The sequence below is a fragment of the Acrocarpospora catenulata genome, assembly GCF_018476525.1.
Classification (GTDB): domain Bacteria; phylum Actinomycetota; class Actinomycetes; order Streptosporangiales; family Streptosporangiaceae; genus Acrocarpospora; species Acrocarpospora catenulata.
Genome location: NZ_JAHCST010000007.1, coordinates 71200 through 96562, shown reverse-complemented (window position 1 = coordinate 96562; position 25363 = coordinate 71200). Strand labels below are relative to the sequence as shown.

General features: G+C 70.2%; 17 protein-coding genes (1 of these 17 cut by a window edge). 16 read left to right on the top strand and 1 reads right to left on the bottom strand.

The features are described 5' to 3' along the window. Positions 1-3: 3 nt before the first annotated feature. From KIP79_RS09290 to KIP79_RS09220, 15 genes are all read left to right on the top strand, one after another. Entirely contained in the window at positions 4-288 is a 285-nt protein-coding gene (locus KIP79_RS09290) for an HPr family phosphocarrier protein (RefSeq protein WP_214104297.1), read from the top strand. Continuing rightward, positions 281-1954 carry a phosphoenolpyruvate--protein phosphotransferase gene (gene ptsP, locus KIP79_RS09285; protein ID WP_214104296.1) on the top strand — a complete coding sequence of 558 codons (1674 nt, stop codon included), beginning with the start codon at positions 281-283 and terminating at the stop codon, positions 1952-1954. Before KIP79_RS09290 ends, ptsP begins: the two co-directional genes overlap by 8 nt. After that, on the top strand, positions 1951-4551 hold the full coding sequence (locus KIP79_RS09280) for an AAA family ATPase (protein ID WP_214104295.1): 2601 nt from the start codon (positions 1951-1953) through the stop codon (positions 4549-4551). The genes ptsP and KIP79_RS09280 overlap by 4 nt, the downstream gene beginning before the upstream one ends. 210 nt (positions 4552-4761) lie before the next feature. Next, a complete protein-coding gene (locus KIP79_RS09275; protein ID WP_214104294.1) occupies positions 4762-5349 on the top strand; it encodes a DUF742 domain-containing protein in 588 nt (195 codons plus the stop codon). A gap of 94 nt (positions 5350-5443) precedes the next feature. Beyond that, a complete protein-coding gene (locus KIP79_RS09270; protein ID WP_214104293.1) occupies positions 5444-6871 on the top strand; it encodes an acyl-CoA carboxylase subunit beta in 1428 nt (475 codons plus the stop codon). 218 nt (positions 6872-7089) lie between these two features. Continuing rightward, positions 7090-9843, top strand: a complete 2754-nt coding sequence (locus KIP79_RS09265; RefSeq protein WP_214104292.1) for an AAA family ATPase — start codon at positions 7090-7092, stop codon at positions 9841-9843. After that, positions 9836-12658, top strand: coding sequence for an ATP-binding protein (locus tag KIP79_RS09260; protein WP_214104291.1), 2823 nt, complete (start codon positions 9836-9838; stop codon positions 12656-12658). Before KIP79_RS09265 ends, KIP79_RS09260 begins: the two co-directional genes overlap by 8 nt. A gap of 375 nt (positions 12659-13033) precedes the next feature. Continuing rightward, complete coding sequence (locus KIP79_RS09255; RefSeq protein ID WP_214104290.1) at positions 13034-13726, top strand: LuxR C-terminal-related transcriptional regulator; 693 nt, start codon at positions 13034-13036, stop codon at positions 13724-13726. 179 nt (positions 13727-13905) lie between these two features. Beyond that, complete coding sequence (locus KIP79_RS09250; RefSeq protein WP_214104289.1) at positions 13906-14109, top strand: DUF5988 family protein; 204 nt, start codon at positions 13906-13908, stop codon at positions 14107-14109. A gap of 135 nt (positions 14110-14244) precedes the next feature. Next, entirely contained in the window at positions 14245-14760 is a 516-nt protein-coding gene (locus tag KIP79_RS09245; RefSeq protein WP_214104288.1) for a cold-shock protein, read from the top strand. Positions 14761-14801: 41 nt separating this feature from the next. Continuing rightward, positions 14802-15830, top strand: coding sequence for a GDP-mannose 4,6-dehydratase (locus KIP79_RS09240; RefSeq protein ID WP_214104287.1), 1029 nt, complete (start codon positions 14802-14804; stop codon positions 15828-15830). A 20-nt stretch (positions 15831-15850) separates the two neighbouring features. Continuing rightward, positions 15851-16711 carry a 3-hydroxyacyl-CoA dehydrogenase family protein gene (locus tag KIP79_RS09235; protein ID WP_214104286.1) on the top strand — a complete coding sequence of 287 codons (861 nt, stop codon included), beginning with the start codon at positions 15851-15853 and terminating at the stop codon, positions 16709-16711. Then, entirely contained in the window at positions 16708-16977 is a 270-nt protein-coding gene (locus KIP79_RS48200; protein ID WP_214104285.1) for an acyl carrier protein, read from the top strand. Before KIP79_RS09235 ends, KIP79_RS48200 begins: the two co-directional genes overlap by 4 nt. Next, complete coding sequence (locus KIP79_RS09225) at positions 16970-18079, top strand: acyl-CoA dehydrogenase family protein (RefSeq protein WP_214104284.1); 1110 nt, start codon at positions 16970-16972, stop codon at positions 18077-18079. The genes KIP79_RS48200 and KIP79_RS09225 overlap by 8 nt, the downstream gene beginning before the upstream one ends. 33 nt (positions 18080-18112) lie before the next feature. After that, positions 18113-19222: an HAD-IIIC family phosphatase gene (locus KIP79_RS09220; protein ID WP_214104283.1), complete on the top strand. Its 1110-nt coding sequence runs from the start codon at positions 18113-18115 to the stop codon at positions 19220-19222. Here the strand turns inward: KIP79_RS09220 and KIP79_RS09215 are convergent. Beyond that, the gene (locus tag KIP79_RS09215; RefSeq protein ID WP_214104282.1) at positions 19181-19900 is read right to left on the bottom strand and encodes an O-methyltransferase; all 720 of its coding nucleotides are present in this window, start codon (positions 19898-19900) and stop codon (positions 19181-19183) included. The genes KIP79_RS09220 and KIP79_RS09215 overlap by 42 nt on opposite strands. Before the next feature lie 131 nt (positions 19901-20031). Between KIP79_RS09215 and KIP79_RS09210 the strand changes: the two genes are divergently transcribed. Then, positions 20032-25363: the start of a type I polyketide synthase gene (locus KIP79_RS09210; RefSeq protein WP_214104281.1), read on the top strand. Its footprint extends 22673 nt past the window's final position; 5332 of the gene's 28005 nt are visible here — the first part of the coding sequence; the start codon lies at positions 20032-20034; its stop codon lies off the right edge, out of view.

Genomic DNA, 25363 nt, shown 5'->3' with positions numbered 1-25363 from the left:
CAGATGCCGGAAAGGACAGTGGCCGTCGCCTCGCGGTCCGGTCTGCACGCACGCCCCGCCAAGATCTTCGTGGAGGCGGTGGCGCGCCAGGGGATGGCCGTGCGCATTCGGGTCGGTGACGGCAAGCCGGTCCCCGCCAACAGCATGCTGGCCGTACTGTCACTCGGCGCCGGGCACGGCACCGAGGTCACCCTGGCCGCGGAAGGGCCGGGCGCGGACGAGGTGCTGGCGTCCCTCGCCGAGCTGCTCGCCCAGGACCTGGACGCCGAGGCGGTGCCGGATGCCTGAGCCGGTGGCGGCCGTGCCGGGCGCCGAGACGCTGCGCGGCCTGGGCATCAGCCCCGGCCGCGCCGCGGGCCGGGTGTACCGGATGGCGGGCCCCCCGCTGCTGCCGAACCCCGTCCCGGTCACGGACACGGTCGCGGAGATCGCCCGGGCCGTGCGGGGGCTGGAGGAGGTCGCGGACGAGCTGGCCCTACGGGCAGAAAAAGCGGCCGATCCGGCCGCACGCGACATCCTGGAGGCACAGGCCGCGATCGCGGGTGACCCCATGCTGCGCGAGTCGGTCGACGAGCACGTCAGAGCGGGGATGGACGCCGCGCACGCGATCGACACCGCGTGCGCCCAGAGCCGCCAGATGCTGCTGTCGGCGGGCGGCTACTTCGCGGAACGCGCGAGCGATCTCGACGACATCAGGAACCGCGCCGTCGCGGCCGTTCTCGGCCTGCCGATGCCGGGCGTCCCTTCGCCGGGCTACCCGTTCATCCTGACGGCCGAGGATCTCGCGCCCGCCGACACCGTGAACCTCGACCCCGACACGGTGCTCGCCCTGGTCACCGAGAAGGGCGGGCCGACCAGCCACACCGCCATCCTCGCGCGGGCCCTCGGGCTGCCCGCGGTGGTGGCGTGCCATGGCGCGACCGGCATCGCCGACGGGACGTGGGTGTCCGTCGACGGCGACACCGGCGAGGTCGGCACCGGCATCGGTGAGGAGGCGGCCGCTGAGATCCAGCGGCGCGCGCTCGCCGAGCGCGACCGGCTGGGCAAGGCGAGCGGGCCGGGCCGGACCGCCGACGGGCATCCGGTCAAGTTGCTGCTGAACATCGGATCCGTGGCGGATCTCCAGGCCGGGGTGGACGCGGAGGGCGTCGGTCTCTTCCGCAGCGAGTTCCTCTTCCTCGACCGTCGCACGGCTCCCACCCATGAGGAGCAGACCAGCGCGTACGAGGCGGTCCTGCGGGCCTTCCCCGGCGGGCAGGTCGTCATCCGCACCCTGGACGCCGGCACGGACAAGCCGCTGCCCTTCCTGGGTCTGGCCGACGAGATCAACCCCGCGCTGGGCGTCCGGGGGCTGCGTGTGTCACGCCGCCAGCCGGACGTGCTCGACGCCCAGCTCGACGCCATCGCCGAGGCCGCCCGCGCGAGTGACACCTCGCCGTGGGTGATGGCGCCCATGGTCACTACGCCAGGGGAGGCGGCCGACTTCGCGCGAGCGGCCCGTTCCCGGGGAATCGCGCACGTCGGCGCCATGGTGGAGGTTCCGGCCGCGGCTCTGCACGCCCGTCGTCTCCTCGACGAGGTGGACTTTCTGAGCATCGGCACCAACGATCTCAGCCAGTACACCTTCGCCGCGGACCGCCAGCACGGCGACCTCGCCGACCTGCTCGACCCCTGGCAGCCGGCGCTCCTCCACCTGATCGCGGAGTGCGCCGAGGCGGGGCGTGCCGTGGGCAAGCCGGTGGGAGTCTGCGGCGAGGCCGCCGCCGACCCGCTGCTGGCCACCGTCCTGGTGGGGCTCGGCGTCACGAGCCTGTCCATGTCGGCCCGTAGCGTGCCCGCTGTACGGGATGCTCTCGCCCGTCACTCCATCGCCCAGTGCCGGCACAACGCCGAACTCGCACTGGCGGCCCGTGACCCCGACGGAGCACGAAGGGCAGTGCGGGAGGCCTGGTGAGCGCCAGGCTGGTGGGCAGGGAAGCGGAGTTCCGCGCGCTGGTGTCCGGATTGGACCTGGCCCCACAAGGGCCGGCGCGCATGATCCTGATGCGGGGTCCCGCGGGGTCCGGCAAGACCGCCCTGCTGGACGCCCTGGAGCGGCACGCCCGGTGCGCGGGAGTGACGATTCTGCGCGGCGCCTGCTCGCCGGCCGGGGCCCGCCTGCCCTGGCACGCCGCGGAAAGCCTGTTCGGCGGGGCGCCGCTGCAAACCGAGAGCACCGCCGTGCCGCTGTCACACCGGTTGCTCCGGCGGGTCACCAAGGCGACCGCGTCGGGACCGGTGGCCATCATGCTCGACGACACGCAGTGGTGTGACGAAGAGTCGCTGGCCTGGCTGGACTTCCTGATGAACCGCGGGCACCATCTGCCGCTGCTCGTCCTGCTCGCTCAGCACCGCTCCGGCCTGACGAACTGGCGGCAGGCGGTGCCCGGCGTCGCCGCGCGCGGACACCGCACCATCGACCTCGGGGCACTGCTCGGGGAGGACGCGGGAGAGCTGGCCAGGCAGTGGTGGGACGCCGTACCGGAGAAGCCGTTCGTCCGGGTGTGCCACAGCGTCTGCCGTGGCAACCCCTCACTTCTCGTTCAGCTGTTCGCACGCCTGAGCGAGGAGGGCGTACCGGCCGATGCCCGGGGCGAGCTCAGGGCCCATGAGCTCGGCGCCGAACTCTTCGCCGGGCATCTGCTGGCGACGCTCGACCGGCAGCCCGAGTACGTACGCAAGGTCGTGGAGGCCCTCGCCGTGCTGGGGCAGGCCGACGAGGAACTGGCGGGCATGCTGTGCGGGGTCTCGGAGCCGCTGGTGACCGCCGCGATCGACATCCTTCGCGACGAGGGGATCATCGACGCCGGCCTGACGGAGCTGAACGACGATCAGGTACGTACCAGGGTGCTGAAAGCCATGCCGACCGGCACGCTCGACCGGTGGCGGAGCCAGGCCGCCCGCCTGCTCAACGACAGCGGCCGGCCGGTCGAGGAGGTCGGCGCGCAGCTGGTGCTGCTGCCCAGGCTTCCCGAACCCTGGATGCGGGACGTGCTCCGTGCGGCGGCGCGCAGTGCCGAGCGGGACGGGTCACTGGGGACGGCGGCGCGCTACCTGGGCCGGATGGTGGTGGCCGATCCCGCCGACATCGACGCGCAGGCCGACTTCGCCCGGCTGATCGGGCACGACGATCCCAACGACAACCTGCCGGAACTCGACGGCGTGGTCGCCGACAATCCCGAGCTGCGGACGATGGTCTGGTCGGCGCTGTCGATGGTCGGCGGCAGACGCCGGTCCGGCAAGGTGATCTCCGAGCGCGTGCTGGCGATGGGGATGCCGGAGGCGCCCGCCGCGGGCGAGCGCGAATCGCTCGCCATGCGATCGATGATCTGGGCGATGTCCGGTTCCTCGGCCGAGGTTTGCGTCGCGCTGGCCCGCCAGGCACTCAGCGGTGCGGACGGTATCTGGGCCTTGGGCCCTGCCGCCTGCGTACTCTCGCTCGCTGACAAGGTCGAGGAAGCGGTTCAGGCCATGGACCCGATAATCGCGCGTGCCACCGAGCACGGCGACGATTGGGTCTGGATGATGGCCTTGTCCACGCGGGCGCGGATCCTGGGCGATGCGGGCGACCTCGACGCGGCCCTGGCGGACGCGACCCGTGCCGTCGAGCTGGCGGATGAGCGGTCGTGGTCGAAAGGCGCCGCGGCGTCACGGGCGGCCCTGGCGGCGGTGCTCGCCCAGCGCGGCGACATCGACGAGGCCGCTTCCGCGCTGGCGCGGCTGCCCGCGCTGGACGCGGCGGAGTCCTTCCCCGACTACCCATGGGTGCTGATGACCAGGTCGCACCTGGCGGCGTCGCGAGGTGACCTCGAAGGTGCGCTGTCGTCGCTGACCGCCTGCGGCACGCTGCTGGCCGAGGCCGGCGTCAGGAATCCGAAATTCATGCCGTGGTGGCTGGAAGCGGCCTGTGTGCTCGCCGACCTGGGCCGGCCTAAGGAGGCGGAGGAGTTCGTCCAGCATGGTGAGCGGCTCGCCGCGGACTGGGGGGACGCCTCCGGCCGGGGATTCGCGCTGCTGGCGAGGGGGGTCATCACCGAAGGAAGCGCTGGGGTGGAGCTGCTCACCGAGTCGGCGGAGACGCTGGCGGGCACCTCGGCGCGCTGGTATCGGGTTCGGGCCGAAACTCTGCTCGGCGAGGCGCTGCTGCGAAGGGACGATCGCGAGGGCGCCCGCAGGCATTTCCGCCAGGCCGTGTATCTGTCGGTACGGTGCGGGTTTCGCGCACTGGCCGCGAAGGCGCGCGAGGGGCTGGTCGCCGCGGGCGGCTGGATGAACCAGGGAGTCGGCGGCGTCGAGGAGGTGCTGACCACGGGCGAGCGGCGCGTCGCGGAACTCGCGGCGGCCGGCGCCACCAACCGGGAGATCGCCCACGCCCTGCGCATCGCGGTGCGCACCGTCGAGATGCACCTGACCAGCGTTTTCCGGAAGCTGGACGTGAGTGGCCGCACGGACCTGGGCCGGGCGCTGGAACTACTCGGGAAGGCGGGCCGTAACACGCCGACAGCCAGGTGACGTGGATTCCCTGAAGACTGCGCAAATGCCTAGGAATTGGCGGAGACAATCAGCAGACCTTGGCATTAGGCGACAACCGCGCGACGGAATCGCGGGGGTGACGGTGGGAGGTGATCGCAGCAGCATGTTCACCTCCCACCGTCGCGCGAGTTCGATATCGGTAGCAAGCTGATATCGGACGATATTTCGAGAGCAGGTGAAATCCCCCCGATGTCCGCCCACAGGAGGCGACGACGGCGCGCCGACGGACCGAAGTTTCACCCACTAGCCTTCGGCGGCTGGGGTGACTACAAGACCTGGGCCGAGCACCAGTTCCTGCCCAAGCCCGTCGAAGACGCGTCAGACGACGAGGTGCTGCACGGCGAAGTGGTGCAGGGCGAGGTGCTGGACGACAAGGCGCTGGACGAGGACCCTCGGGAGGGTGACGCCCCCGCGCAACTCATGCCGGCCCAGCAGCCGGTCGAAGTGCGGCCGTACGCTCTCGCCGCGGGCGGCACCCCCCGTGACGATCTGCTCCGCATCGACTCGCTGATCTCGCTGACGCCCGAGGGCGCCATGACCGCCCACAGTTCCACGCTGTCCGCGGAGTACCGCCAGATCTTCGACATCTGCCAGCGGCCCACGCCCATAGTCGAGATCGCGGCTCGCCTCAGGGTGCCGCTCGGGGCGGCCCTCGTCCTGATCAGCGATGCGATCGGCTGGAACCTGCTCAAGGTGCCGCCGCCACCGGAGATCGACGGTCAGCCCCCGCTTGAGTTGATCCTCCGGGTGTACGAAGGACTGCGTCGGCTGCCCTGACGAGGAGTGTGCGCACGGCCAAAACTAGGGTTTTCTCGACATCGCTCCTGCTTCACTTGCGGCTCGGACAACGGGCGATTCGCAGAGGTGAGCGATGACACTTCCCACACTGGCCGTGGTGCACCGAGACGAGTCGAGCCTTGATCACCGCGTGCCTGCGGTCCGGATGGCACGGTTGGTGGATCCCGACTCACTGGAGATCATCCACCAGCGTGAAGGCGTCGGGGTGGTGGTCGCCTATGGGCGGGTCAACGGTGCCAGAGTGGTGGTCTACTGCACCGACGCCACGCTGAAGGGCGGCGCGATCGGGATCGACGAGTGCCCGGTGATCGCCAACGCCATCGATCTCGCGGTGCACGAACGCTGCCCGGTGATCGGCGTGTGGCACTCCGGTGGCGCCAAGCTCGGTGAAGGCGTCGCGGCGATGCACGGGATCGGGGTGATGTTCGCCGCGATGGTCCGTGCCTCGGGCGAGATCCCGCAACTGTCCGTCGTACTCGGGCCCGCGGCGGGTGGCGCTGCCTACGGTCCGGCGCTGACCGACATTGTGATCATGTCTGATGCCGCCCGCATGTTCGTCACCGGACCGGACGTCGTCCGGTCGGTGACCGGCGAGCAGATCGACATGGAAAGCCTGGGCGGGCCGGACGCGCACGGCCGGAAGTCCGGAGTGGCCCACATCGCCGCGGGTTCCGAGGAGGCCGCCTTCGCCCGCGCCCGCCAGCTCGTCACGCTGCTGGCCAAGCCGGGATTCGTGGACGTGGACTCGGTCCGGGAGGAGAAGCCGCTGCGCCACCTGCTCCCCGACTCGCCCAGGCGCGCCTATGACGTGCGCCCGCTGGTCAAGGCGATTCTCGATGAGGAGCACGGATTCATCGAGTTACAGCCCAAATGGGCGCCGAACGTGGTGATCGGGTTCGGCAGGCTCGCCGGGCGCACGGTAGGGGTGATCGCCAACAATCCGCTGCGCAAGGGCGGCTGCCTCGACTCGCTGTCTTCGGATAAGGCGTCCAGATTCGTCCGGATGTGCGACTCGTTCGGCGTGCCCTTGCTCGTGCTGGTCGACGTTCCCGGCTACCTGCCCGGCGTCGGCCAGGAATGGGAGGGCGTGGTCCGCCGGGGCGCGAAGCTGTTGCACGCCTTCGCCGAGGCCAGCGTTCCGCGGGTCACGCTGGTGACGCGCAAGTCCTACGGCGGCGCCTACATCGCGATGAACTCCCGCTCTCTCGGCGCCACCGCCGTGTTCGCGTGGCCGGAGGCCGAGGTGGCGATCATGGGGGCGAAGGCGGCGGTGGAGATCCTGCACCGCAAGCAGCTCGCCGCCGTGGCGCCGCACGAGCGCGAGGAACTGCTGAACCGCCTGGCCGTCGAGCACGAAAGGAACGCGGGGGGCGTGGCCAGGGCGGTGAGCGAAGGGGTCGTCGATGACGTGATCGATCCGGAGTGGACCCGACTGCGGCTCGGCGAGGCGCTGGCCGCGGCTCCGGCGCGCCGAGGCCGCCACACCAATATCCCGCTCTGAGCAGGGGAGATCACAGGCAAACAAAGGAGACCACATACAAACCAACGCCCAAATGCTTGCAAACAAAACAGGAGATGATTAAAGTTTGCTCATTAGGCGATTGGGGTGCTTGAGCTCAGGCGCATGCATCGTCGATTTGAGGTGCGGAAATGCCCAGCGGAAGTGGACATACAGTCCGAATCGGGGTCACAACCGGACCGGCCGAGCCGTGGGGCACGATGTTTCTGCCTGTCCGCGGCGGCGGCGCGGTCGTAACCGAACTTTCCGACACCGCACCGGAGTTCCTGGCCGAGCGGGAAGGCCAGATCCATCGGCTGGACAGGCAGCTGTCCGAGCTCCAGCTCGGACAGTCCAGCCTGGTGACCGTGCTCGGCGAGCCGGGTACGGGAAGGAGCGCCCTGCTCAGGGCCGCTGTCGCACGCGCCAGGGAAGCGGGATTGCCGGCCGTCCTCGCCCGCTGCTCGCCCGCTGAGACCGATCTTCGCTTCGGCGTGGTCTCGCAGATCACCGCTGGGCTGGCCGGCGCCGGATATCCGGCCGTCTCGCGGCGATTATGGGCGGAAGACCAGACGACCGCGACCTTGATCCCGGCGCTGTGCGGGGCGTTCGCGGCGCTCGCCAGGAAGCATCCGCTGCTGATCGCCCTGGACGACGCCCAGTGGGCGGACGAGGAATCGAAGGCGTGGCTGGCCGCCATGGCACAACGGCTGCGCTACGTTCCGATCCTCCTGGTGCAGGCCGGCACGCCCGCGGAAGGCGGCGCAGCCGGATCGGCCACCGAGCCAGGACCGGTGCCCCACAGCGTCATCCAGGTGCCGCCGCTGTCCGAGCGCGGGGTCCGGCAGGTGATCGCCTCCCGGTACGCCGGGCCCGTCGACGGAGCATTCGTGACCGCCGCCACCGAGGCCACGGCGGGCAGCCCGGCGGTCCTGCTCGCCGTACTCGACCATTTCGCGCTGGCCTCCCTGTCGCCCGTCGCGCGACATGTCCAGGTTCTGTTGGAGCGGGCCGCCGAGGTGAGCGGCGACCGGGTGGCGGGGTCCCTCTCCCGCCTGCCCGCGGACGCTCTCGCGCTGCTGCGCGTGATAGCGGTCTGCGAGGGCGGCCTCGGCTTCGACCTGCTCACCTCCCTGGCGGAACCGCGGACGATGTCTCCTGAGCAGGCGCTGTCCTTCCTCCTGCGCCTGGGTCTGGTGACCGGCGGAGAGCACCCGCGGCCGGTCAGCCCCCTCATCGCCGACCTGGCGCTGGCGGGGATGGACGCCGGGGAGCGGCAGGCGCTGGCGACGCGCTCCGTCGAGCTCGGGTACCGGGCGGTGATTGCGGAGGACCTGCTGGCCCGGTTGCTGCTCAACGCTCCGCCGGTAGGTGCCGGATGGGTAACGAACCTGTTGCGCCGGGTGGCCAGGCGGTATCGTCTCGATGATGATCACGAGAGTGCCGCCGTCCTGCTCGGCCGCGCGCTGCGGGAGCCGGTGGAGGGTGAGCAGCGGCAGCGGCTGCTCATCGAGCTCGCCATGACGGAGGTGGGCCGCAGCCCGGCGACGAGTGACCGGCGATTACAGCAGGTGCTGCTGAACAGCGGGCCCGAGGTGCCGGTCTCGGTGCTCCTGCAGGCGGCCGATCTGCTCAACTCCAGGGGCGACGCGTCCGCCGCGTACCGCGCTGTCGCGACGGCTTACGCGCGGCAGGAGGCCGGTGGGGCGGACGCCGGGTCGCTGGCGGCCATCGGCTGGCTGGCGGAGAACGAGTGCGCCACCGACCCGGTGCTGCCCGTGCGGTCCTTCCCCGACCCGCTTGACCGGTCGGGAGACCCCGTGCCGGCGGGCGTCGCGGCCTGGATGCTGGCCGCCCGCGGCCGGCACATGTCCCGGGCGCGGGAACTGGCCAGGGCGGCCTTCCGGCTCAAGGGCGAGGACCAGCCGTTCGGGCCGAGGATTCACGCCGCCAAGGCGCTGTGCCTGGCCGACGAGGTGGCCGAGGCGGTGATCGGGCTGGACGAGGTGCTGGCCGACGCCCGGCGCTGTGGCGCGCGGGCACCGGCCGCGCTGGCGCTGATCCAGCGCAGCCGATGCGAGATGCGGCGGGGCAACCTCGGGCAGGCGTGGTCGGACCTGGCGGCGGCGCGGGCGGAACTGCCGCTCACCTCGTGGCACCCGCGAGTGGTTCCGTACTTCGTCTCGATGGAGGCACGCTTGCACCTGGCGGGTCAGTCGGTCGAGGAAGCAAAGCAAGCGCTCGCTCAGGAGCTGCCCGCGGGGGCGGACCAGGGCGCGGCCTGGGCGATGCTGCTGTACGCGCGGGCCAGTGTGCACATGGAGCTGGCCGATCCGGAGGCCGCGCTGCGCGACATCAACGAGTGCGGGCGGGTCCTGTTGTCCAGGGGCTGGACCAATCCCGCGGTGCTGTCCTGGCGATCGGTGGCCGCCGCGGCGCACAGCGCCTGCGGGAACGGCGAGGCCGCCAGGCGGCTGGCGGTGGAGGCCGTCGAGCGGGCGCGGGAATGGGGCGCCCCCAGCGCGCTGGGGTTGGCGCATCTGTGCGCGTCGCGCGTGCTGAGCGGTGCCGAGGCCATGAGCGAACTCGAACACGCCGTACGGGTGCTGCGGGACTCGGTGTCGCGCGGCTCCTACGCGCGGGCACTGAGCCTGCTGGAGGCCGCGAGGAAGATCCCCACGCCGCTCGGCGGACTCACCATGGCGAGCCGGGACCGGGCCGAGACGGCTGTCGCGGAAAGATCGCCGACACCGAAACAGACGCCGCAGCACCTGCTGACCGCCCAGGAGGAACGAGTCGCCGTCCTTGCCGCCACTGGCCGCTCCAACGCCAACATCGCGAGCATCCTGTCGGTGAGCGTGCGAACCGTGGAGCTGCGGCTGACCGGGATCTACCGCAAGCTCGCCATCACCAGCCGTAACGAGCTCGCCTCGCGACTGGCCCCGATCCCGGCGACGCGGAACGTGGGTGACTGATTCCATGCTGCTGGAACGCGGAAAGGAGTTGGCGCGGGCGGAACAGGCGCTCCGCCTTGCCGTGGCGGGTGACGGATCCATGATGGCGATCATCGGTTCGCCCGGCGTCGGCAAGTCGGCGCTGCTGCGCTCCGTCGCCGACGCGGCCGCCCCGCACGCGCGGGTCCTACGCGCCAGCGGCACGCTCGTCGAACAGGACTTCACCTTCGGCATCGCCCAGCAGTTGTTCGAGCCGCTCGTGGCCGGCGCGCCGGAGGCCCTCTGGGCAGCCTGCTTCGGGGGCGCGGCGGGCATGGTGCGGGAGATGTTCTTCGGCGGGTCGTGGTCCGCCGGCTCCTACCGCTCGCTCGGGCAGGAGGCGATCCTGCAGGGTCTGAACTCGCTCCTGGTCAATCTGAGCAAGGACCAAGCCCTGCTGATCATGGTCGACGACCTCCAGTGGGCGGACCCGCCGTCCCTGCGCTGGCTGGCCTACCTCGCCAAACGTCTGGGCGGCGCGCGGGTTCTGGTCGCCGGAGCGTGGTCGGAGGAATGCGCGGCCTCCGACCAGATGCTGCTCAGGGACATCGCCGCCTCGGCGGCGCGCACGCTGTACCCGATGCCGCTGTCCACCGGGGGAGTGCGCCAGTTGATCGGCGAGGAGCTCGGGGAGCCGTGCGACCCCGACTTCGCCCGAGCCTGTCACCAGGTGTCCGGTGGCAATCCCGCGTTACTGGTCGCGATGCTTCGCGGGTTGCGCACGGCCGGCGTCCACCCGGTCGCGTCGCAGGCCGGCGAGCTGCCCGCCGCCGGCCAGCCCTACCTGCACGACCGGCGCATGTTCTGCCTCAGCATCCAGCCCGAGATCGTCCGGGATCTCGCCCAGGCGATGGTGGTGTTCGGCGACCTGGCCGAGCCGGAGCTCATCAGCGAGCTCGCCGGCCTGGACAGCATCGACTACAAGTCCGCGATGCAGACCCTGGATCGCCTCGGCCTGCTCGCTCCCGGTGACTCCCCGCAGTTCGTCCACCAGAGCGTGCGGCACGGCATCGAATCGGCGATGAGCGTCAACACGCGAACCCTGATGCACCGCCGGGCGGCGGCCCTGCTGCACAACGCCGGGCACCCGGCCGAGCAGGTCGCCGACCAGCTCCTGCTGGTCACCTCCGGGTACGAGCCGTGGGAGATCGACACGCTGCGCGCGGCCGCCGGTACCGCGCTCGAACGCGGCTGCGCGCGGGAGGCGGTCCGTTATCTCCGGCACGCGCTGCTGCACAGCCCGCCCGACAGCGAGATCCGGGGCCGGCGCCTGGTCGACCTGGCCGCCGCCGAGCGGGGATTCGACCTCGCGTCCTCGGTCACCCACATCGCGCAGGCCGTGCCGATGCTCACCTCGGCGACGGAACGCGCGGCGGCGGCGCTGTGGATCCCGCCCGCGCTCGGCGCGGTCAACCCGTCGCTGGACGCGCTCGTCCAGGACACGGCCGGCCGGCTCCACGACTTCGGATCGGCGTACGCCCGGGGCGATCTCGGCCTGCGGCTGGAAGCCCGTACCCGCTACCTCCGCCTCCAGGACCCCGCGCAGCTCGGCGCGGCGGCCGACCGGTTGCGGGGGTTCGGCGCGGATGTGCCGGTCTCCACCGGTGCGGGGCGCGAACTGCTGGCCGTGCTCGCGTACGCGGCGGCCGTGACCGGCGGGGTCACGGCCGGTGAGATCTCCGCCCTGGTCACCCGGATCCTGGAGCGCGAGCCGCCGCGCGCCGGGCACGCCTACACCGCCTTCCCCCTGCTGGTCCCGGCCCTTGTCCTCGCCGACGCGGCGGCACCGGTGGCCCAGTGGCTGGACGCGGTGCGGGACCAGGCTCAGTGCCAGGCACTCGATGGAGTCACCGCGCTGGTCAACGCGGAGCGGAGCGCGGTCCTGCGCGCGTCAGGACAGCCGGCCCAGGCGAAGACCGCCGCGCTGAGCGTGCTCGACAACGCCGACCCGGCCTGGCCGGAGGCGACGACGCTGTCCCTCTGGACGCTCGCCATGGTCGCGCTCGAGACACGGGACGTCGAGCTGGGCGAGCGAGTGATCCTGACGAGTCCGGAGAGCGGCGACCTGCGCGTGCTCGTCGCGCACCGCATGGTGCGGGGGATGCTGGACGCGGTGCGCGGTGATCTGCCTGCCGCGCTGGACAGGTTCCTCGACAGTGGCAAGCAGCTGTCGCGCTGCGGATGGACGAACACGGCGCTGTACCCCTGGCGGGTGTGGGCCGCGGCGGTGAGTCACCGGCTCGGGTACACGCGGGTCGCGGCCGAGTTGGCCGACGAGGAGCATGCCTTGGCCCGGGCCTGGGGCGCACCCGCCACATACGGCCGCGCGCTGCGGCTGCGCGGCATGATCACCCCCGGTGCGGAGGGGATCGATCTCCTTCGCCGGGCCGTCGACACGCTTCGCGGTTCGGAGGATCGGATCGAACTGTCCCGAACGCTCACGCTCCTCGGCAGAAGGCTTGCCGAAACCGGTTCCGGCAGCGCGGAGGAGTTCATCTCCGAGGGCAGGCGGGTCGCCCAGGAACGGGGCGTTTCCTGGGCCGAGGGCGATGAGGACTCGGAACTGAACGGCCCGGCGCTGCGACTGGGCGCGCCGGAACGCGGTGATCTCACCAGGACCGAGGAAACGGTCGTCGCCTTCGTGCTGCAGGGTTGGACGAACCAGCAGATCGCCGATTCTCTCGGCGTGACCCGCCGCGCCGTCGAAAAAAGTCTGACGAGCACCTATCGCAAGCTCGGGGTGAGTGGCCGGGCGGCGCTCATCGAAGAGTTGAGCGCGCGGAACACCGGCGAATAGGCCGCGCAAAGGTCGCGCGCCTTTATCTTTTTTGCCGCGGCGGGGCTGCCGCGGAACCGCCCCGGTGCTGACGGGCGTCGCCGTTCGCCGACGCGATACTTCATTTCTTAATGCCTGCCGGCCTGCTCCGGCTTCGCTTCTTCGTGGTGCGGACGCGAACCCTCATGACCAGCGGGAGTTCGGTACCGAACACGACCGAACGACCGAACCGCAAGCTCCGAACCTACCGTCCTGCATACCACAGTCTTTTACCGTTTATGCCGCATCTGCGTTGACTTGGTTTCGGGTGGGTTAATATCATGCTAATAGATCATTCGATCGTTGCTCCGAAGCTTAACAGAGCATCGTCTGTCACCAGAGGAGAGTGGTCATCAGATGAGCATTGATATCGGAGCCGCCCTCATTGATGAGGAACCGGGTTTCCTCCCGGTTGGTCAAGAAGTCAATGACAGTCTAGGCCAGTATCGTTCATTCCTCGACCAGCCCGGGATATGCGTGGCGAGTCTCGACCACGCGACCAGAGTAATCGAGGCCAATCTCGAATTCACTCGGCAGTTCGGGCGTTCCCTGGCGGACATCCGCGGACGGGCGTTCTGCGAACTGCTGCATCCGAGCGTCCGCGACAAGATGGGGCAGCAGTTCACCCGTCTGACAGATCACCACCGCGCCCGATTCGAAGAGCGCGTACTCGCCGTACGGCCGGACCACACGGTGCTTGGCGGTGAGCTGACCGGCCTCGCGCTGCACGGAGAGGCCGGCTACGTCGAGAGTGTCATGGTGCTGGTGCGGCCCGACCGGGAGCAGCGGGACGACCTGCTGATCGGCCGGAAGAAGCTGCTGAGCAACATGGAAGCACGCGTCATCGAAGGGGTGGCGGCGGGAGTGTCGACCGTGCAGCTCGCGTCGATGCTCTACCTCAGCCGCGGCGGTGTGGAATACCACGTGACGACGCTGCTGCGGAAGTTGAAGGCCAGCAACCGCCCGGCCCTGGTCTCCAAGGCCTACTCCATGGGCATTTTCCGGCTCGGCTCCTGGCCGCCCCGGGTGCTGCCCGAGTTCGTGAAATAGGTCCAGGCGGCCAGGCCATAGATCCGATGGCTTGATCGGATCTCCTCGCGGTATTCATCATTCTGGTGCGGCGATTCCGGCGGCACCCGACCGGATGGATCGGGCCGATTTCCATGGGGAAAGGCGCCGATCCCGATCACATTCTCTCCATCGGCCTGCCATGTTAGGGAGGTGTCATCGTGACCAGTACAAGAATCGTGCTCGACGGTGGACCGGAGTTCAAATACGGCCACGTTCGACCGTCGGACGATGGTTACGAGAAGGTGAAGATTCTCCTCGGCTCGGGGTATGAGCACTTCGTGCACAACGGCGAGTTCGTGGAGATCGACGGGGAGAATCTCCCGGTGTTCCAGTGGTCCCAGCGGACCAAAATAGCCGAGTAGGCGTGGTCGGTTCCCGAAACGAGCGGGAGCCAATGTGGTCATATCATCGGCGGTCCGATCCCGGGTGGTCGTGACGGGTGGTTCTCCTGGCAGGGCTCCCCATTCCGGGGGGCGTGGTTCTCGTGAGGTGTGGTCATGGCAAGGGGCAAGGTAATCAGCTTCGACGAATTCCGCGGTTTCGGTTTCATCGCCCCGGACGAAGGCGGTGAAGACGTTTTCATGCACGTCAACGACCTGGACAGCGACAAGCGTCTCATCTCGGTCGACGCGCAGGTTGAATTCATGGTCGAGAGCGGTGGAAAAGGTCTGAAGGCCTCACATGTCCGCGTCCTGGACCGGCCCAGCGCACCGAAAGTCACCCTGGTCCCGCCCCCGCTGCCGAGCCCCACACCGAAACTCACACCGGCGCCGACGCCCACACCGACACCTGCGACGATCGCGGCGATGGTGTCACCAGGACCGGTCGTCGCCACCCCCGATCGTCAGGCGAACGACGCCGGTTTCTGCGACGTGCTGTCCGTCAAGGAGTTCACGCGCGAAATCACGGAAGCCGTGCTCGCGGCCGTACCGACGATGACCGCGCAGCAGATTCTGGGCGTCCGCGAATGTCTCGTCGGCCTCGCGCAGACACACAGCTGGGTCGACGGGTAGCCGTCACGGCTTCCCGCCGGCTCCGGGCGAAAGGAAAGTGCATGTCCAGGCGCGCGCTGATCACCGGTATCACCGGTCAGGACGGCTCCTATCTGGCTGAGCATCTGCTGTCCCTGGGATACCAGGTCTGGGGACTGATCAGAGGGCAGGCCAACCCCCGCAAGTCCCGCATCAGCCGCCTCGTCAGCGATGTGTCGTTCGTCAACGGCGACCTGCTGGACCAGGGGAGCCTGGTCGCGGCGGTGGACAAGGTGCAGCCCGACGAGGTGTACAACCTCGCGGCCATCTCCTTCGTCCCCATGTCGTGGCAGCAGGCCGAGTTGACCACCGACGTCAACGGCATGGGCGTGCTCCGGACGCTGGAGGCGATCCGCCTGGTGTGCGGGCTGGACAAGTCCCGCAGCAGCACCGGTCAGATCCGCTTCTACCAGGCGTCGTCTTCGGAGATGTTCGGCAAGGTCGTGGAGAGTCCGCAACACGAGATGACGAACTTCCACCCGCGTAGCCCCTACGGGGTGGCGAAGACCTACGGCCATTTCATCACCCGCAACTACCGTGAGTCGTTCAACATGTACGGCGTCTCCGGCATTCTGTTCAACCACGAGTCGCCCCGCCGCGGCGCGGAATTCGTGACGCGGAAGATTTCGCTGGCCGTCGCCCAGATCAAACTCGGCTTCCAGGACAAGCTGTACCTCGGAAACCTCGATGCGGTCCGTGACTGGGGATTCGCCGGTGACTATGTCCGCGCGATGCACCTCATGCTGCAGCAGGACGAGCCGACCGACTACGTCGTGGGCACCGGTCGCACGCACTCGGTGTACGACGCCGTACGGATGGCTTTCGAGTACGTCGGGCTGAACTGGCGGGACCACGTCGTCATCGACCCGGGGCTCGTACGTCCCGCCGAGGTGGAGACCCTCTGCGCCGACCCCAGCCGGGCCAGGGACGAACTCGGCTGGGAGCCGACCGTCTCCTTCGAGCAGCTCATCCACATGATGGTGGAGGCCGATCTCCTGAACGTCTCGCGTGAGCGGGAGTTGGGAGATCTCATCCTCGCCTCGAGCTGGTGAGCCGAGATGAGTGAACCGAGATGAGTGACGCGGCAGGAGCCCCGCTGGGAGTGCTGGGCGCAGGCGTGATGGGCACCGGGATCACGGCCCTGGCGATCGGCCACGGCATACCCGTGGTGCTCGTCGACGTGTCGGAGGACAGGCTCGACGCCGCCCGGCGTCGCGTCGACGCCCAGCTCCGGCACGCGCGGCTGATGGGCGCGGTGCCGGCGCAGGGCCCGGCCGCTCTGACGACGACCGTGGAACTCCCGGCCGTCGCCAGGGCCACCGCGGTCGTCGAGGCGGTCACCGAGGACACCGAGATCAAGGCGAAGGTGCTGGGAGAGGCGTCGAGCCTGGTCGCGGCCGGCACCCCGATCGTCTCCAACACCTCGGGCATCCCGATAGGGGAGCTGGAGAGGTTCGTCAGCCGCCCCGACGAACTGGTCGGCATCCATTTCATGAATCCGGCCTACCTGATCACGATGGTGGAGGTGATCAGGAGCGCGCGGACCAGCGACGAGACCATGGCCGCGGTCACCGGGCTGCTGGCGCGGATGGGACGCCGCGGGATCGTCGTCCGGGACGCCCCGGGGTTCGTCACGAGCAGGCTGCTCCACCCCATGATCAACGAGGCCGCACGGATAGTCGAGGCCGGCGTGGCCACCGCCGAGTCGGTCGACGACCTCATGCGAGGCTGCCTCGGGCATCCCACCGGGCCACTGCGCACGGCCGACCTCATCGGACTGGACAACCTGGTCGACGCGCTGTCGACCCTGTGGGAGCGAACGGGCGAAACGAGCCACCAGCCCTGCGAACTGCTGCGGGAGAAGGTGGCCGCAGGACACCTCGGACGCAAGTCCGGCAAGGGTTTCTACGATTACGAGAAGGTGCTGTCGTGACCACGGGATCAGAAGAGACGATCCAGCAGCGGATCCGGGAGTTCCTCGAAGAGCGGATCAAGACCAACATCGTCGTCGACAAGGATCTGTTCGCCTCCGGGCTCGTCAACTCCATGTTCGCCATGGAGCTGGTCGTCCACCTGGAGCAGGAGTTCGGCGTCGCCATCGTCGGGGAGGACCTGAAGCTCGACAACTTCCGCACCGTCGAGCGGATGACCTCGCTGGTGTGCCGGCTGCGTGACGCGCCGGTGACCGACCATGCCTGACTGGCGCGCCGACGCCGAAGAACGGGTCACGCGGCTGGTCGGCGACCAGGCCGCGGCCTGGGACCTGGCAGGCGTCCTCCCCGTGGAGACGCTCAGAACCCTCGGCAAGCAGGGTCTGCTCTGCGCCGAGGTGCCGGTCGAACACGGCGGCATCGGCGCGGGCAGCCTGGACAACGGCGCCTTCACCGCCCATGTGGGCAGCCTCTGCAGTTCGCTGCGGAGCGTGATGACGTCACAGGGAATGGCGGCGTGGACGATCCAGCGGCTCGGCGACGCCCGCCAGCGGCAGGAGTACCTGCCCAGGCTGACCGGCGGCGAGCTGGCCGCGGTCGCGTTCAGCGAGCCCGATGCCGGCAGTGACGTGACCGCGATGGCGACCGAGATCCGCTCCGACGGCGACACGGTGGTGGTCGAAGGACGCAAGTCGTGGATCACGGTGGCCCGCTACGCCGACCTGATCGCCGTCTTCGGACGGTACGGGGACGGCGGCGGCGTCGTCCTGGTGCCCGCCGGCGCACCGGGGGTCACCATACGGCCGGTGCCCAACCCGAGCGGCTGCCGAGCCGCCGGGCACGCCGAGGTCGTCCTCGACGCGGTACGGCTGCCCGCGAGCGCCGTGCTGGGCGGCGGCGGGCAGTCGCTCCCGCTGCTGGTCACCACGGCTCTGGCGTACGGCCGGATCTCGGTCGCCTGGGGTTGTGCCGGGATCCTGCGTGCGTGCCTTTCCGCCGCGGGCGCGCACGCGGGCGGCCGCCGGCAGTTCGGCCGGCCGCTGGCCGAGCACCAGCTCGTGGCCCGGCACCTGGCCGAGCTCGTGGCGGCGGAACAGGTGGCGACGCGGGTCTGCGAGCACGCGAGCCGGTGCTGGGACGCGAGATCGCCGGAGATGGTGATCGCCACGGTCCTGGCCAAGTACGTCAGCTCGACCGAGGCCGCACGCGGTGCGGCGGCGGCCGTGCAGGTGCTGGCCTCGGCGGGGGCGCAGGACGGCCACGTCGTGGCGCGGGCCTACCGGGACGCCAAGCTCATGGAGCTCATCGAGGGCAGCACCGAGATCTGTCAGATCATTCTCGCCCAGCACGCTGTCGCCCAGGCGATCTGAAGCAGACGACCTGAAGGAGACGAGGAGAAACACGTGGCCGACACGACCGTGACGGTGAAATGCCTGGTATGGGATCTGGACAACACGCTGTGGCAGGGCACGTTGCTGGAGGACGGCGAGGTACGCCTATACCCCGGCGTACGCGAGCTCATCCAGCTCCTGGATTCCCGCGGCATCCTGCAGTCCATCGCGAGCAAGAACGACCACGACCATGCCTGGGCGAAGCTTGAGGAGCTGGGCGTCGCGGAGTATTTCGTGCTGCCGCACATCGGCTGGTCGCCCAAGTCCGGCTCGATCCGGAGCATCGCCGAGGAACTACGGTTCGCCCACGGCACGATGGCGTTCGTGGACGACCAGGCCGCCGAGCAGGCCGAGGTGGCATTCCACCTTCCCGCCGTACGGTGCTACTCCGCCGACGAGGTCGCCGGGCTGGCCGAGCTGCCGGAGTTCAACCCGGAAACGGTGACCCAGGATGCCCGGCGCCGCAGAGAGATGTACCAGGCCGGTTTCCGGCGGGAGGCCGCGCAGGCCGACTTCACCGGTCCGGACGAAGAGTTCATCCGCTCCCTCGACCTGGAGATGCGCATCGAGCACGCGACCGTGGAGCACCTCGACCGCGTCGAGGAGCTGACCCTGCGCACCAGCCAGATGAACGCGACCGGCGTGCACTATTCGCGGGAGACGCTGGCCGGGCTGCTCGACGATCACAGGAACCGAGTCCTGGTCACCTCGATGAGCGACCGGTTCGGGCCGCACGGCGCGGTCGGGGTCGTGCTGGTGGAGACGGGGGCCGACGTGTGGCACCTGAAGCTGCTGGCCACCTCCTGCCGGGTCGTGTCCTTCGGCGCGGGCTCGGTGATCCTGCGCTGGCTGACCGATCAGGCCGCGCAGGCCGGCGCGCACCTGGTGGCCGACTTCCGCAGGACCGAGCGCAACCGGATGATGGAGATCGCCTACCGGTTCAGCGGGTTCACTGGCGAGACCTGCCCGTGTCTGGCGAGCCTGCCCGCCGATGACGTCAGCGGCCTGCAACGGCTGCATCTCGTCCCCGTGCCGCAGGCCCCGCCCACCACGATGAACCTCATCGCGCCGAACCTCACGTCAGTGCCGGGGAACCGGCTCTCCGACGTGCTCAGGCCCTAGAAGGCCCTGGAGTTCCGCCCTCTTACGCACCAAGGTGATGCCGTCCGCCATCGGCAGCAGCGAGACGTCCACCCGGCGGTCCTCCAGCAGCAGGGCGTTGAACGCGCGAATCGCCTCGGTGTCCGCGTCCTGCGCCGCCGGGTCGGCGACCTTGCCGAAGAACAGCGTGTTGTCCACCACGATCAGGCCGTTCTCCCGCACCAGCGCGAGAGCGGCCTCGTAGTACTTGGGGTAGCCGGGCTTGTCGGCGTCGATGAACACGAAGTCGACCGAGCCCGGCCCCTCCTCGTACAACAGCGTGGCAAGGGTGTCCGACGCGTCGCCGATCCGCGAGTCGATCCGGTCGAGCACTCCGGCCCTGCGCCAGTAGGGCACTCCGACGCGGGGCCACCGCTCGGTGATGTCGCAGGTGATGACGCGGCCTCCGGGGGCGACCGCGCGGGCCAGGCAGAGCGTGCTGTAGCCCGTGAAGGTGCCCACCTCCAGCACGGTGCGGGCAGAGGTGAGCCGGACGAGCAGCTCCAGGAGTTGCCCCTCCTCGGCCATGATCTGCATCGCCTTCCCCGCGGGCAGGGCGGCGGTCTCCTCGCGCAGGGCGCGCAGGATCTCGTCCTCCCGTAGCGACACCGTACGAACGTAGTCAGACAGTTCTGCTGTGATGTTGAGCTGACCGGCCATTGCGCGAGCGTATGGTCCGCGCGCTGGTCTTTTCCCCAGACTCCCCGGCCGTGTGGTTCTAGTGATTTTCAGGGAGCCCGGGTTTGAGACTGGGCTCCGCGATCCGGCCGTCGAAAAAGGGTTGAGCTGAAATGGACAATGAGGCGAAACTCCGGGAATACCTCAAGCGGGCGACGGCCGACCTCCGGCGCACCCGGCAACGCGTCCACGACCTCGAAGAACAGAACCTGCAGCCGATCGCGATCGTTGGTATGAGCTGCCGGTACCCCGGAGGCGTGTCCTCGCCGGAGGACCTGTGGCGGCTGCTCGCCGAGGGCGGTGACCCGATATCCGAGCCGCCCGCCGATCGCGGCTGGGACCTCGACCGGCTCCGGGATCAGCACGGCGACGCCGTGCCGGGGTCGTTGTCCGGTGGTTTCCTCCATGACGCGGCGGACTTCGACGCCGGCTTCTTCGGCATCTCGCCGCGCGAGGCGCTGGGCATGGATCCGCAGCAGCGGCTGCTGCTCGAAGCGTCATGGGAGGCCGTCGAGGGGGCCGGAATCGACCCGATCGCGCTACGAGGCAGTCTGACCGGGGTGTTCGTCGGGGCGATGTCGTCCGACTACCGCGAGAGCCTGCCGCGCGACATCGACGCCTTCGGGCTCACCGGTACGGCCAACAGCGTGTTGTCCGGCCGGGTTTCGTACACGCTCGGCCTGGTCGGCCCGGCCGTGACGGTGGACACGGCCTGCTCGTCGTCCCTGGTCGCGTTGCACTGGGCCGTTCAGTCGCTGCGTACGGGCGAGTGCACCCTGGCGCTCGTCGGCGGGGTGACCGTCATGACGAGTCCCAGCACCTTCGTCGAGTTCAACCGCCAGGGCGGCCTCTCGCCCGATGGGCGATGCAAGGCGTTCGGCGACGGCGCCGACGGCACGGGCTGGTCCGAGGGCGTGGGCATGCTGGTGCTGGAGCGCCTGTCGGACGCACAGCGCAACGGGCACAAGGTGCTCGCGGTGGTGCGCGGGTCGGCCGTGAACCAGGACGGGGCGTCCAACGGTCTGACCGCGCCGAACGGGCCGTCGCAGCAACGGGTGATTCGCGACGCCCTGGCCAACGGGCGGCTGTCGACGGCGGACATCGACGTGGTGGAGGCGCACGGGACGGGCACGACGCTGGGCGACCCGATCGAAGCCGAGGCGTTGATCTCCACGTTCGGTACGGACCGTGATCGTCCGTTGTTGCTGGGGTCGATCAAGTCGAACATCGGTCACACGCAGGCGGCCGCCGGTGTGGCGGGGATCATCAAGATGGTCCTGGCGATGCGGCATGGGGTGCTCCCCAGGACGTTGCACGCGGACGCGCCGTCGTCACGGGTGGACTGGGCCTCAGGTGTGCTCGAACTGCTGACCCGGCAACGGGACTGGCCGGAGACCGGCCGTCCGCGCCGGGCGGGTGTGTCCTCGTTCGGAGTCAGCGGCACCAACGCGCACGTGGTGGTGGAGGAGGCGCCGCAGGCTGAGGTGGCGGCGCCCACGGCGGATATGCGTGTGCTGCCGGTGCTGGTGTCGGGTCGGACGGGGGAAGCGCTGTCCGCTCAGGCGGCCCGGCTGCTGGCGTACCTGGACGGTGCGCCCGAGATGTCTCTCGTCGATGTGGCCTTTTCGCTGGCGACGACGCGGTCGGCCTTCGAGCATCGGGCGGCCGTTGTGGCCGCCGATCGTGCCGGGTTGCGCGCGGGTCTGACGGCGCTGGCGGATGGCGGTGCCGCCGCCGGAGTGATCAAGGGCCATGGCAGGCAGGCCAAGCTCGCGATGTTGTTCACCGGCCAGGGGAGCCAGCGGGCGGGGATGGGCCGGGAGTTGTACGACCGGTTCCCGGTGTTCGCGCAGGCACTGGATGAGGTGATCGCCGAGCTGGATCCGCTGCTCGATGGGTCGCTGCGTGAGGTTTTGTTCGACGACCAAACTGGGCTGTTGGATCAGACCGGGTGGGCGCAGCCGGCGCTGTTCGCGCTGGAGATGGCGTTGTTCCGGCTGGTGTTCTCGTGGGGTGTGCGGCCGGATGTGCTGGCCGGGCATTCGATCGGGGAGATCACGGCGGCGCATGTGGCCGGGGTGTTGTCGCTTCGGGATGCGTGTGCGTTGGTGGCGGCCCGGGCGCGGTTGATGCAGGCGTTGCCGTCCGGCGGGGCGATGGTGGCGGTGCAGGCGTCCGAGGATGCGGTCGCCGGCCTGCTGGCCGGGCGCGAAGACCAGGTGTCGGTCGCGGCGGTGAACGGTCCTGCCTCGCTGGTGCTCTCCGGTGTCGAGGAGGCGGTGCTTGAGGTGGCCGCCGCGCTGGAATCCCAGGGGATCAGGACGCGGCGGCTGCGGGTGTCGCACGCGTTCCATTCGCCGTTGATGGACCCGATGCTGGCGGACTTCCGCGCCCTGGCCGGGACGCTCACCTACAACCCGCCGCGAATCCCGATCGTGTCCACCCTGACCGGAGACCAGGCCACGGCCGAGCAGTTGTGCTCGCCGGATTACTGGGTGGACCAGGTGCGTGGCACGGTCCGCTTCGACGACGGCGTCCGCACGCTGCACGCGCAGGGTGTGCGGGCCTATCTGGAGCTCGGCCCCGACGCGGTCCTGAGCACCATGGCCGCCGACGCCGACCCGGATGCGGTGGCGGCGTCGGTGCTCCGCAGGGACCGCGACGAGGAGCTCGCGGTCATGTCGGCCCTGGCCGCCCTGCATGTGCGTGGGGTGGCGGTGGACTGGCAGGCGGTGATTTCGGGCGGGCTCCGGGTCGACCTGCCGACGTATGCCTTCCAGCGGCAGCGGTACTGGGCGAGCCCCACCGGGGCCGGGGATGCCCGCGGGCTTGGCCTGACAGCCGCCCGGCATCCCCTGCTGGGGGCCTCTGTGGGGTTGGCGGACTCCGATGAGGCGCTGCTGACCGGAAGGTTGTCACTGGGGTCGCATTCGTGGCTGGCCGACCACGCGGTGGGCGGGACGGTGGTGTTCCCCGGCACCGGATTCCTGGAGCTGGCCATGCGGGCGGGTGACCAGGTCGGCTGCGATCTGGTGCAGGAGCTGACCTTGACCGCGCCGCTGGTGCTGGGTGAGCGGGACGCGGTCGCGGTTCAGGTGCGGGTGGGGCCCGCGGACGGGCAGGGCCGACGTGACCTGAGCATTCACGCCAGGCAGGACGAGGGCGACGATCACGACGGCTGGGTACGGCACGCGGTTGGCGTGCTGGCCAGTACCGCTCAAGAGGAGCCCGGCATCGCGGACATGGCGGTGTGGCCGCCCCCGGGGGCGTCGGCGATCGACGTCGAGGGGGCCTACGAGCGGCTGGCCGAGAGCGGGTTCCATTACGGACCGGTGTTCCAGGGCTTGCGGGCGGCCTGGCGGGGTGCGAGCGGTGAGGTGTTCGCCGAGGTCGCCCTGGACGAGCAGGCGGCGTCGAACGCGGGCCTGTTCGGGGTCCATCCGGCGCTGCTGGACGCGGCGTTGCACGCCATGTCGTTCGCCGGGCTGGCGGACGCGCAGCCTGCCCGGTTGCCGTTCTCCTGGGGCGGAGTGTGCCTGCACGCGGCCGGCGCGTCGGTGCTGCGCGTGCGGCTGGCCAAGGCGGGCGACGACGCGGTCTCGGTGAGCGCGGTGGACGCCGCCGGGGAGCCGGTGCTGTCGGCGAGGTCACTGGTGCTGCGCCCGTTCTCAGCCGATGACCTGCCCGACGGGAGTGGGCGGGACCCGCTGTTCGCCCTGGAGTGGACGGTGTCGCCGCAGCGTGCCGACGCCGAGACCGGCGCGGTGGTGGTGCTGGGCGTGGGAGCTTTGGGCACGCTCGCGGCCTGGCGGCCCGGCGGGGATCTCGTGCGGATTCACACAGACCTGGCGTCGCTGGTGGAGGCGGGTCCGCTCCCGGGCGCGGTGCTGACCGAGGTGGTCTCGGATCCGGCGTCCGGGGTGGTGGAGTCGGCGCACGAGTTGGGCGCCCACGTCCTGAATCTGCTGCAGAGGTGGCTGGCCGATGAGCGATGCGGCGACTCCCGCCTGGTGATGCTCACCCGGGGTGCGGTGGTGGCGCGCGAAGAGGACTCGCTCACCGACCTGGCGGCTGCGACGGTGTGGGGTCTGGTCCGTGCCGCGCAGTCGGAGAATCCCGGCCGCTTCGTGCTGGTAGACGTGGACGAGGCGTCCGCGATGTCGGCGTTGCCCGGGGTCCTGGCCGGGACGGTGGCCGGGGTGCTGGCGTCGGGGGAACCGCAGGTGGCGATACGCCACGGCGAGGTGCGGGTGCCCCGCCTGACGCGGGTGACGGCCGACGATGCCCAGGACGGCGGTGGCTGGGACCCGGAAGGGACGGTGTTGATCACCGGCGGCACCGGTGGCCTGGGGGCGTTGTTCGCGCGGCATCTGGTGGCCGAGCGCGGGGTACGGCATCTGCTGCTGGCCGGCCGCCGGGGCCTGGACGCACCCGGCGCGGCCGAGTTGCGGGCCGACCTGATCGCCCAGGGCGCCGACGTCACGATCGCCGCCTGCGACGTGGCCGACCGCGACCAGGCGGCGGCGCTGCTGGCGCGGGTGGACCCCGAGCACCCGCTGACCGGGATCATCCACACTGCCGGTGTGCTGGACGACGGGACGATCCCGTCGTTGTCTCCGGAGCGTCTGGACGCGGTGCTGCGGCCCAAGGTGGACGCGGCCTGGCACCTGCACGAGCTCACCCGCGATCTGGACCTGGCCGCGTTCGTGCTGTTCTCGTCGGTGGCCGGCACCATGGGAGCTTCCGGCCAGGGCAACTACGCGGCGGCCAACGCGTTCCTCGACGCGCTGACCCAGCACCGGCGGGCCGAGGGACTGCCCGCGCTGTCGCTCGCGTGGGGTCCCTGGGCCCAGGACACCGGGATGACCGGCGCACTGGACGACGTCCACGCACGGCGGATGACCCGCGCCGGGGTGTCCGCGCTCACTCCGGAAGAGGGCGTCGCGCTGTTCGACGCGGCCCTCCGCGCAGGGGAGCCGGTCGTGGCCCCGGTCCGGATCGACCTGGCCGCGCTGCGGACCCAGGGCGAGGTGCCGCACCTGCTCCGCGGGCTGGTACGAGCACCACGCCGGTCGGCGGCGTCGGTGTCCGGCAGCGCACTGGTCCGCCGCCTGGCGGGAATGGAGCGCGCCGATCGGGTCAGGGTCCTGGTGGACCTGGTACGGGCCGAGGTGGCGCTGGTGCTGGGGCACACCTCGCCGGGCCTGGTGGACATCCGGCGGGAGTTCCGCGAACTGGGCTTCGACAGCCTCACCGCGGTCGAACTGCGCAACCGGCTGAGCACGACGACCGGGTTGCGCCTGCCGGCCACCCTGGTGTTCGACCATCCCACGCCCGCCGTACTGGCGGAGTTCCTGCTGGACGAGGTGCTGGGCGAGCAGCACGACGTGGCCGTGCCCGCCGCCGTCACGCCGGTCGCCGACGACCCGATCGTGATCGTCGGGA

What these genes read in the sequence shown, in the direction of transcription:
- KIP79_RS09290 (WP_214104297.1), top strand. Translation starts at nt 4, where the DNA reads ATGCCGGAAAGGACAGTGGCCGTCGCCTCGCGGTCCGGTCTGCACGCA.
- ptsP (WP_214104296.1), top strand. Translation starts at nt 281, where the DNA reads ATGCCTGAGCCGGTGGCGGCCGTGCCGGGCGCCGAGACGCTGCGCGGC.
- KIP79_RS09275 (WP_214104294.1), top strand. Translation starts at nt 4,762, where the DNA reads ATGTCCGCCCACAGGAGGCGACGACGGCGCGCCGACGGACCGAAGTTT.
- KIP79_RS09270 (WP_214104293.1), top strand. Translation starts at nt 5,444, where the DNA reads ATGACACTTCCCACACTGGCCGTGGTGCACCGAGACGAGTCGAGCCTT.
- KIP79_RS09265 (WP_214104292.1), top strand. Translation starts at nt 7,090, where the DNA reads ATGTTTCTGCCTGTCCGCGGCGGCGGCGCGGTCGTAACCGAACTTTCC.
- KIP79_RS09255 (WP_214104290.1), top strand. Translation starts at nt 13,034, where the DNA reads ATGAGCATTGATATCGGAGCCGCCCTCATTGATGAGGAACCGGGTTTC.
- KIP79_RS09245 (WP_214104288.1), top strand. Translation starts at nt 14,245, where the DNA reads ATGGCAAGGGGCAAGGTAATCAGCTTCGACGAATTCCGCGGTTTCGGT.
- KIP79_RS09240 (WP_214104287.1), top strand. Translation starts at nt 14,802, where the DNA reads ATGTCCAGGCGCGCGCTGATCACCGGTATCACCGGTCAGGACGGCTCC.
- KIP79_RS09235 (WP_214104286.1), top strand. Translation starts at nt 15,851, where the DNA reads ATGAGTGACGCGGCAGGAGCCCCGCTGGGAGTGCTGGGCGCAGGCGTG.
- KIP79_RS09225 (WP_214104284.1), top strand. Translation starts at nt 16,970, where the DNA reads ATGCCTGACTGGCGCGCCGACGCCGAAGAACGGGTCACGCGGCTGGTC.
- KIP79_RS09215 (WP_214104282.1), bottom strand. Translation starts at nt 19,900, where the DNA reads ATGGCCGGTCAGCTCAACATCACAGCAGAACTGTCTGACTACGTTCGT.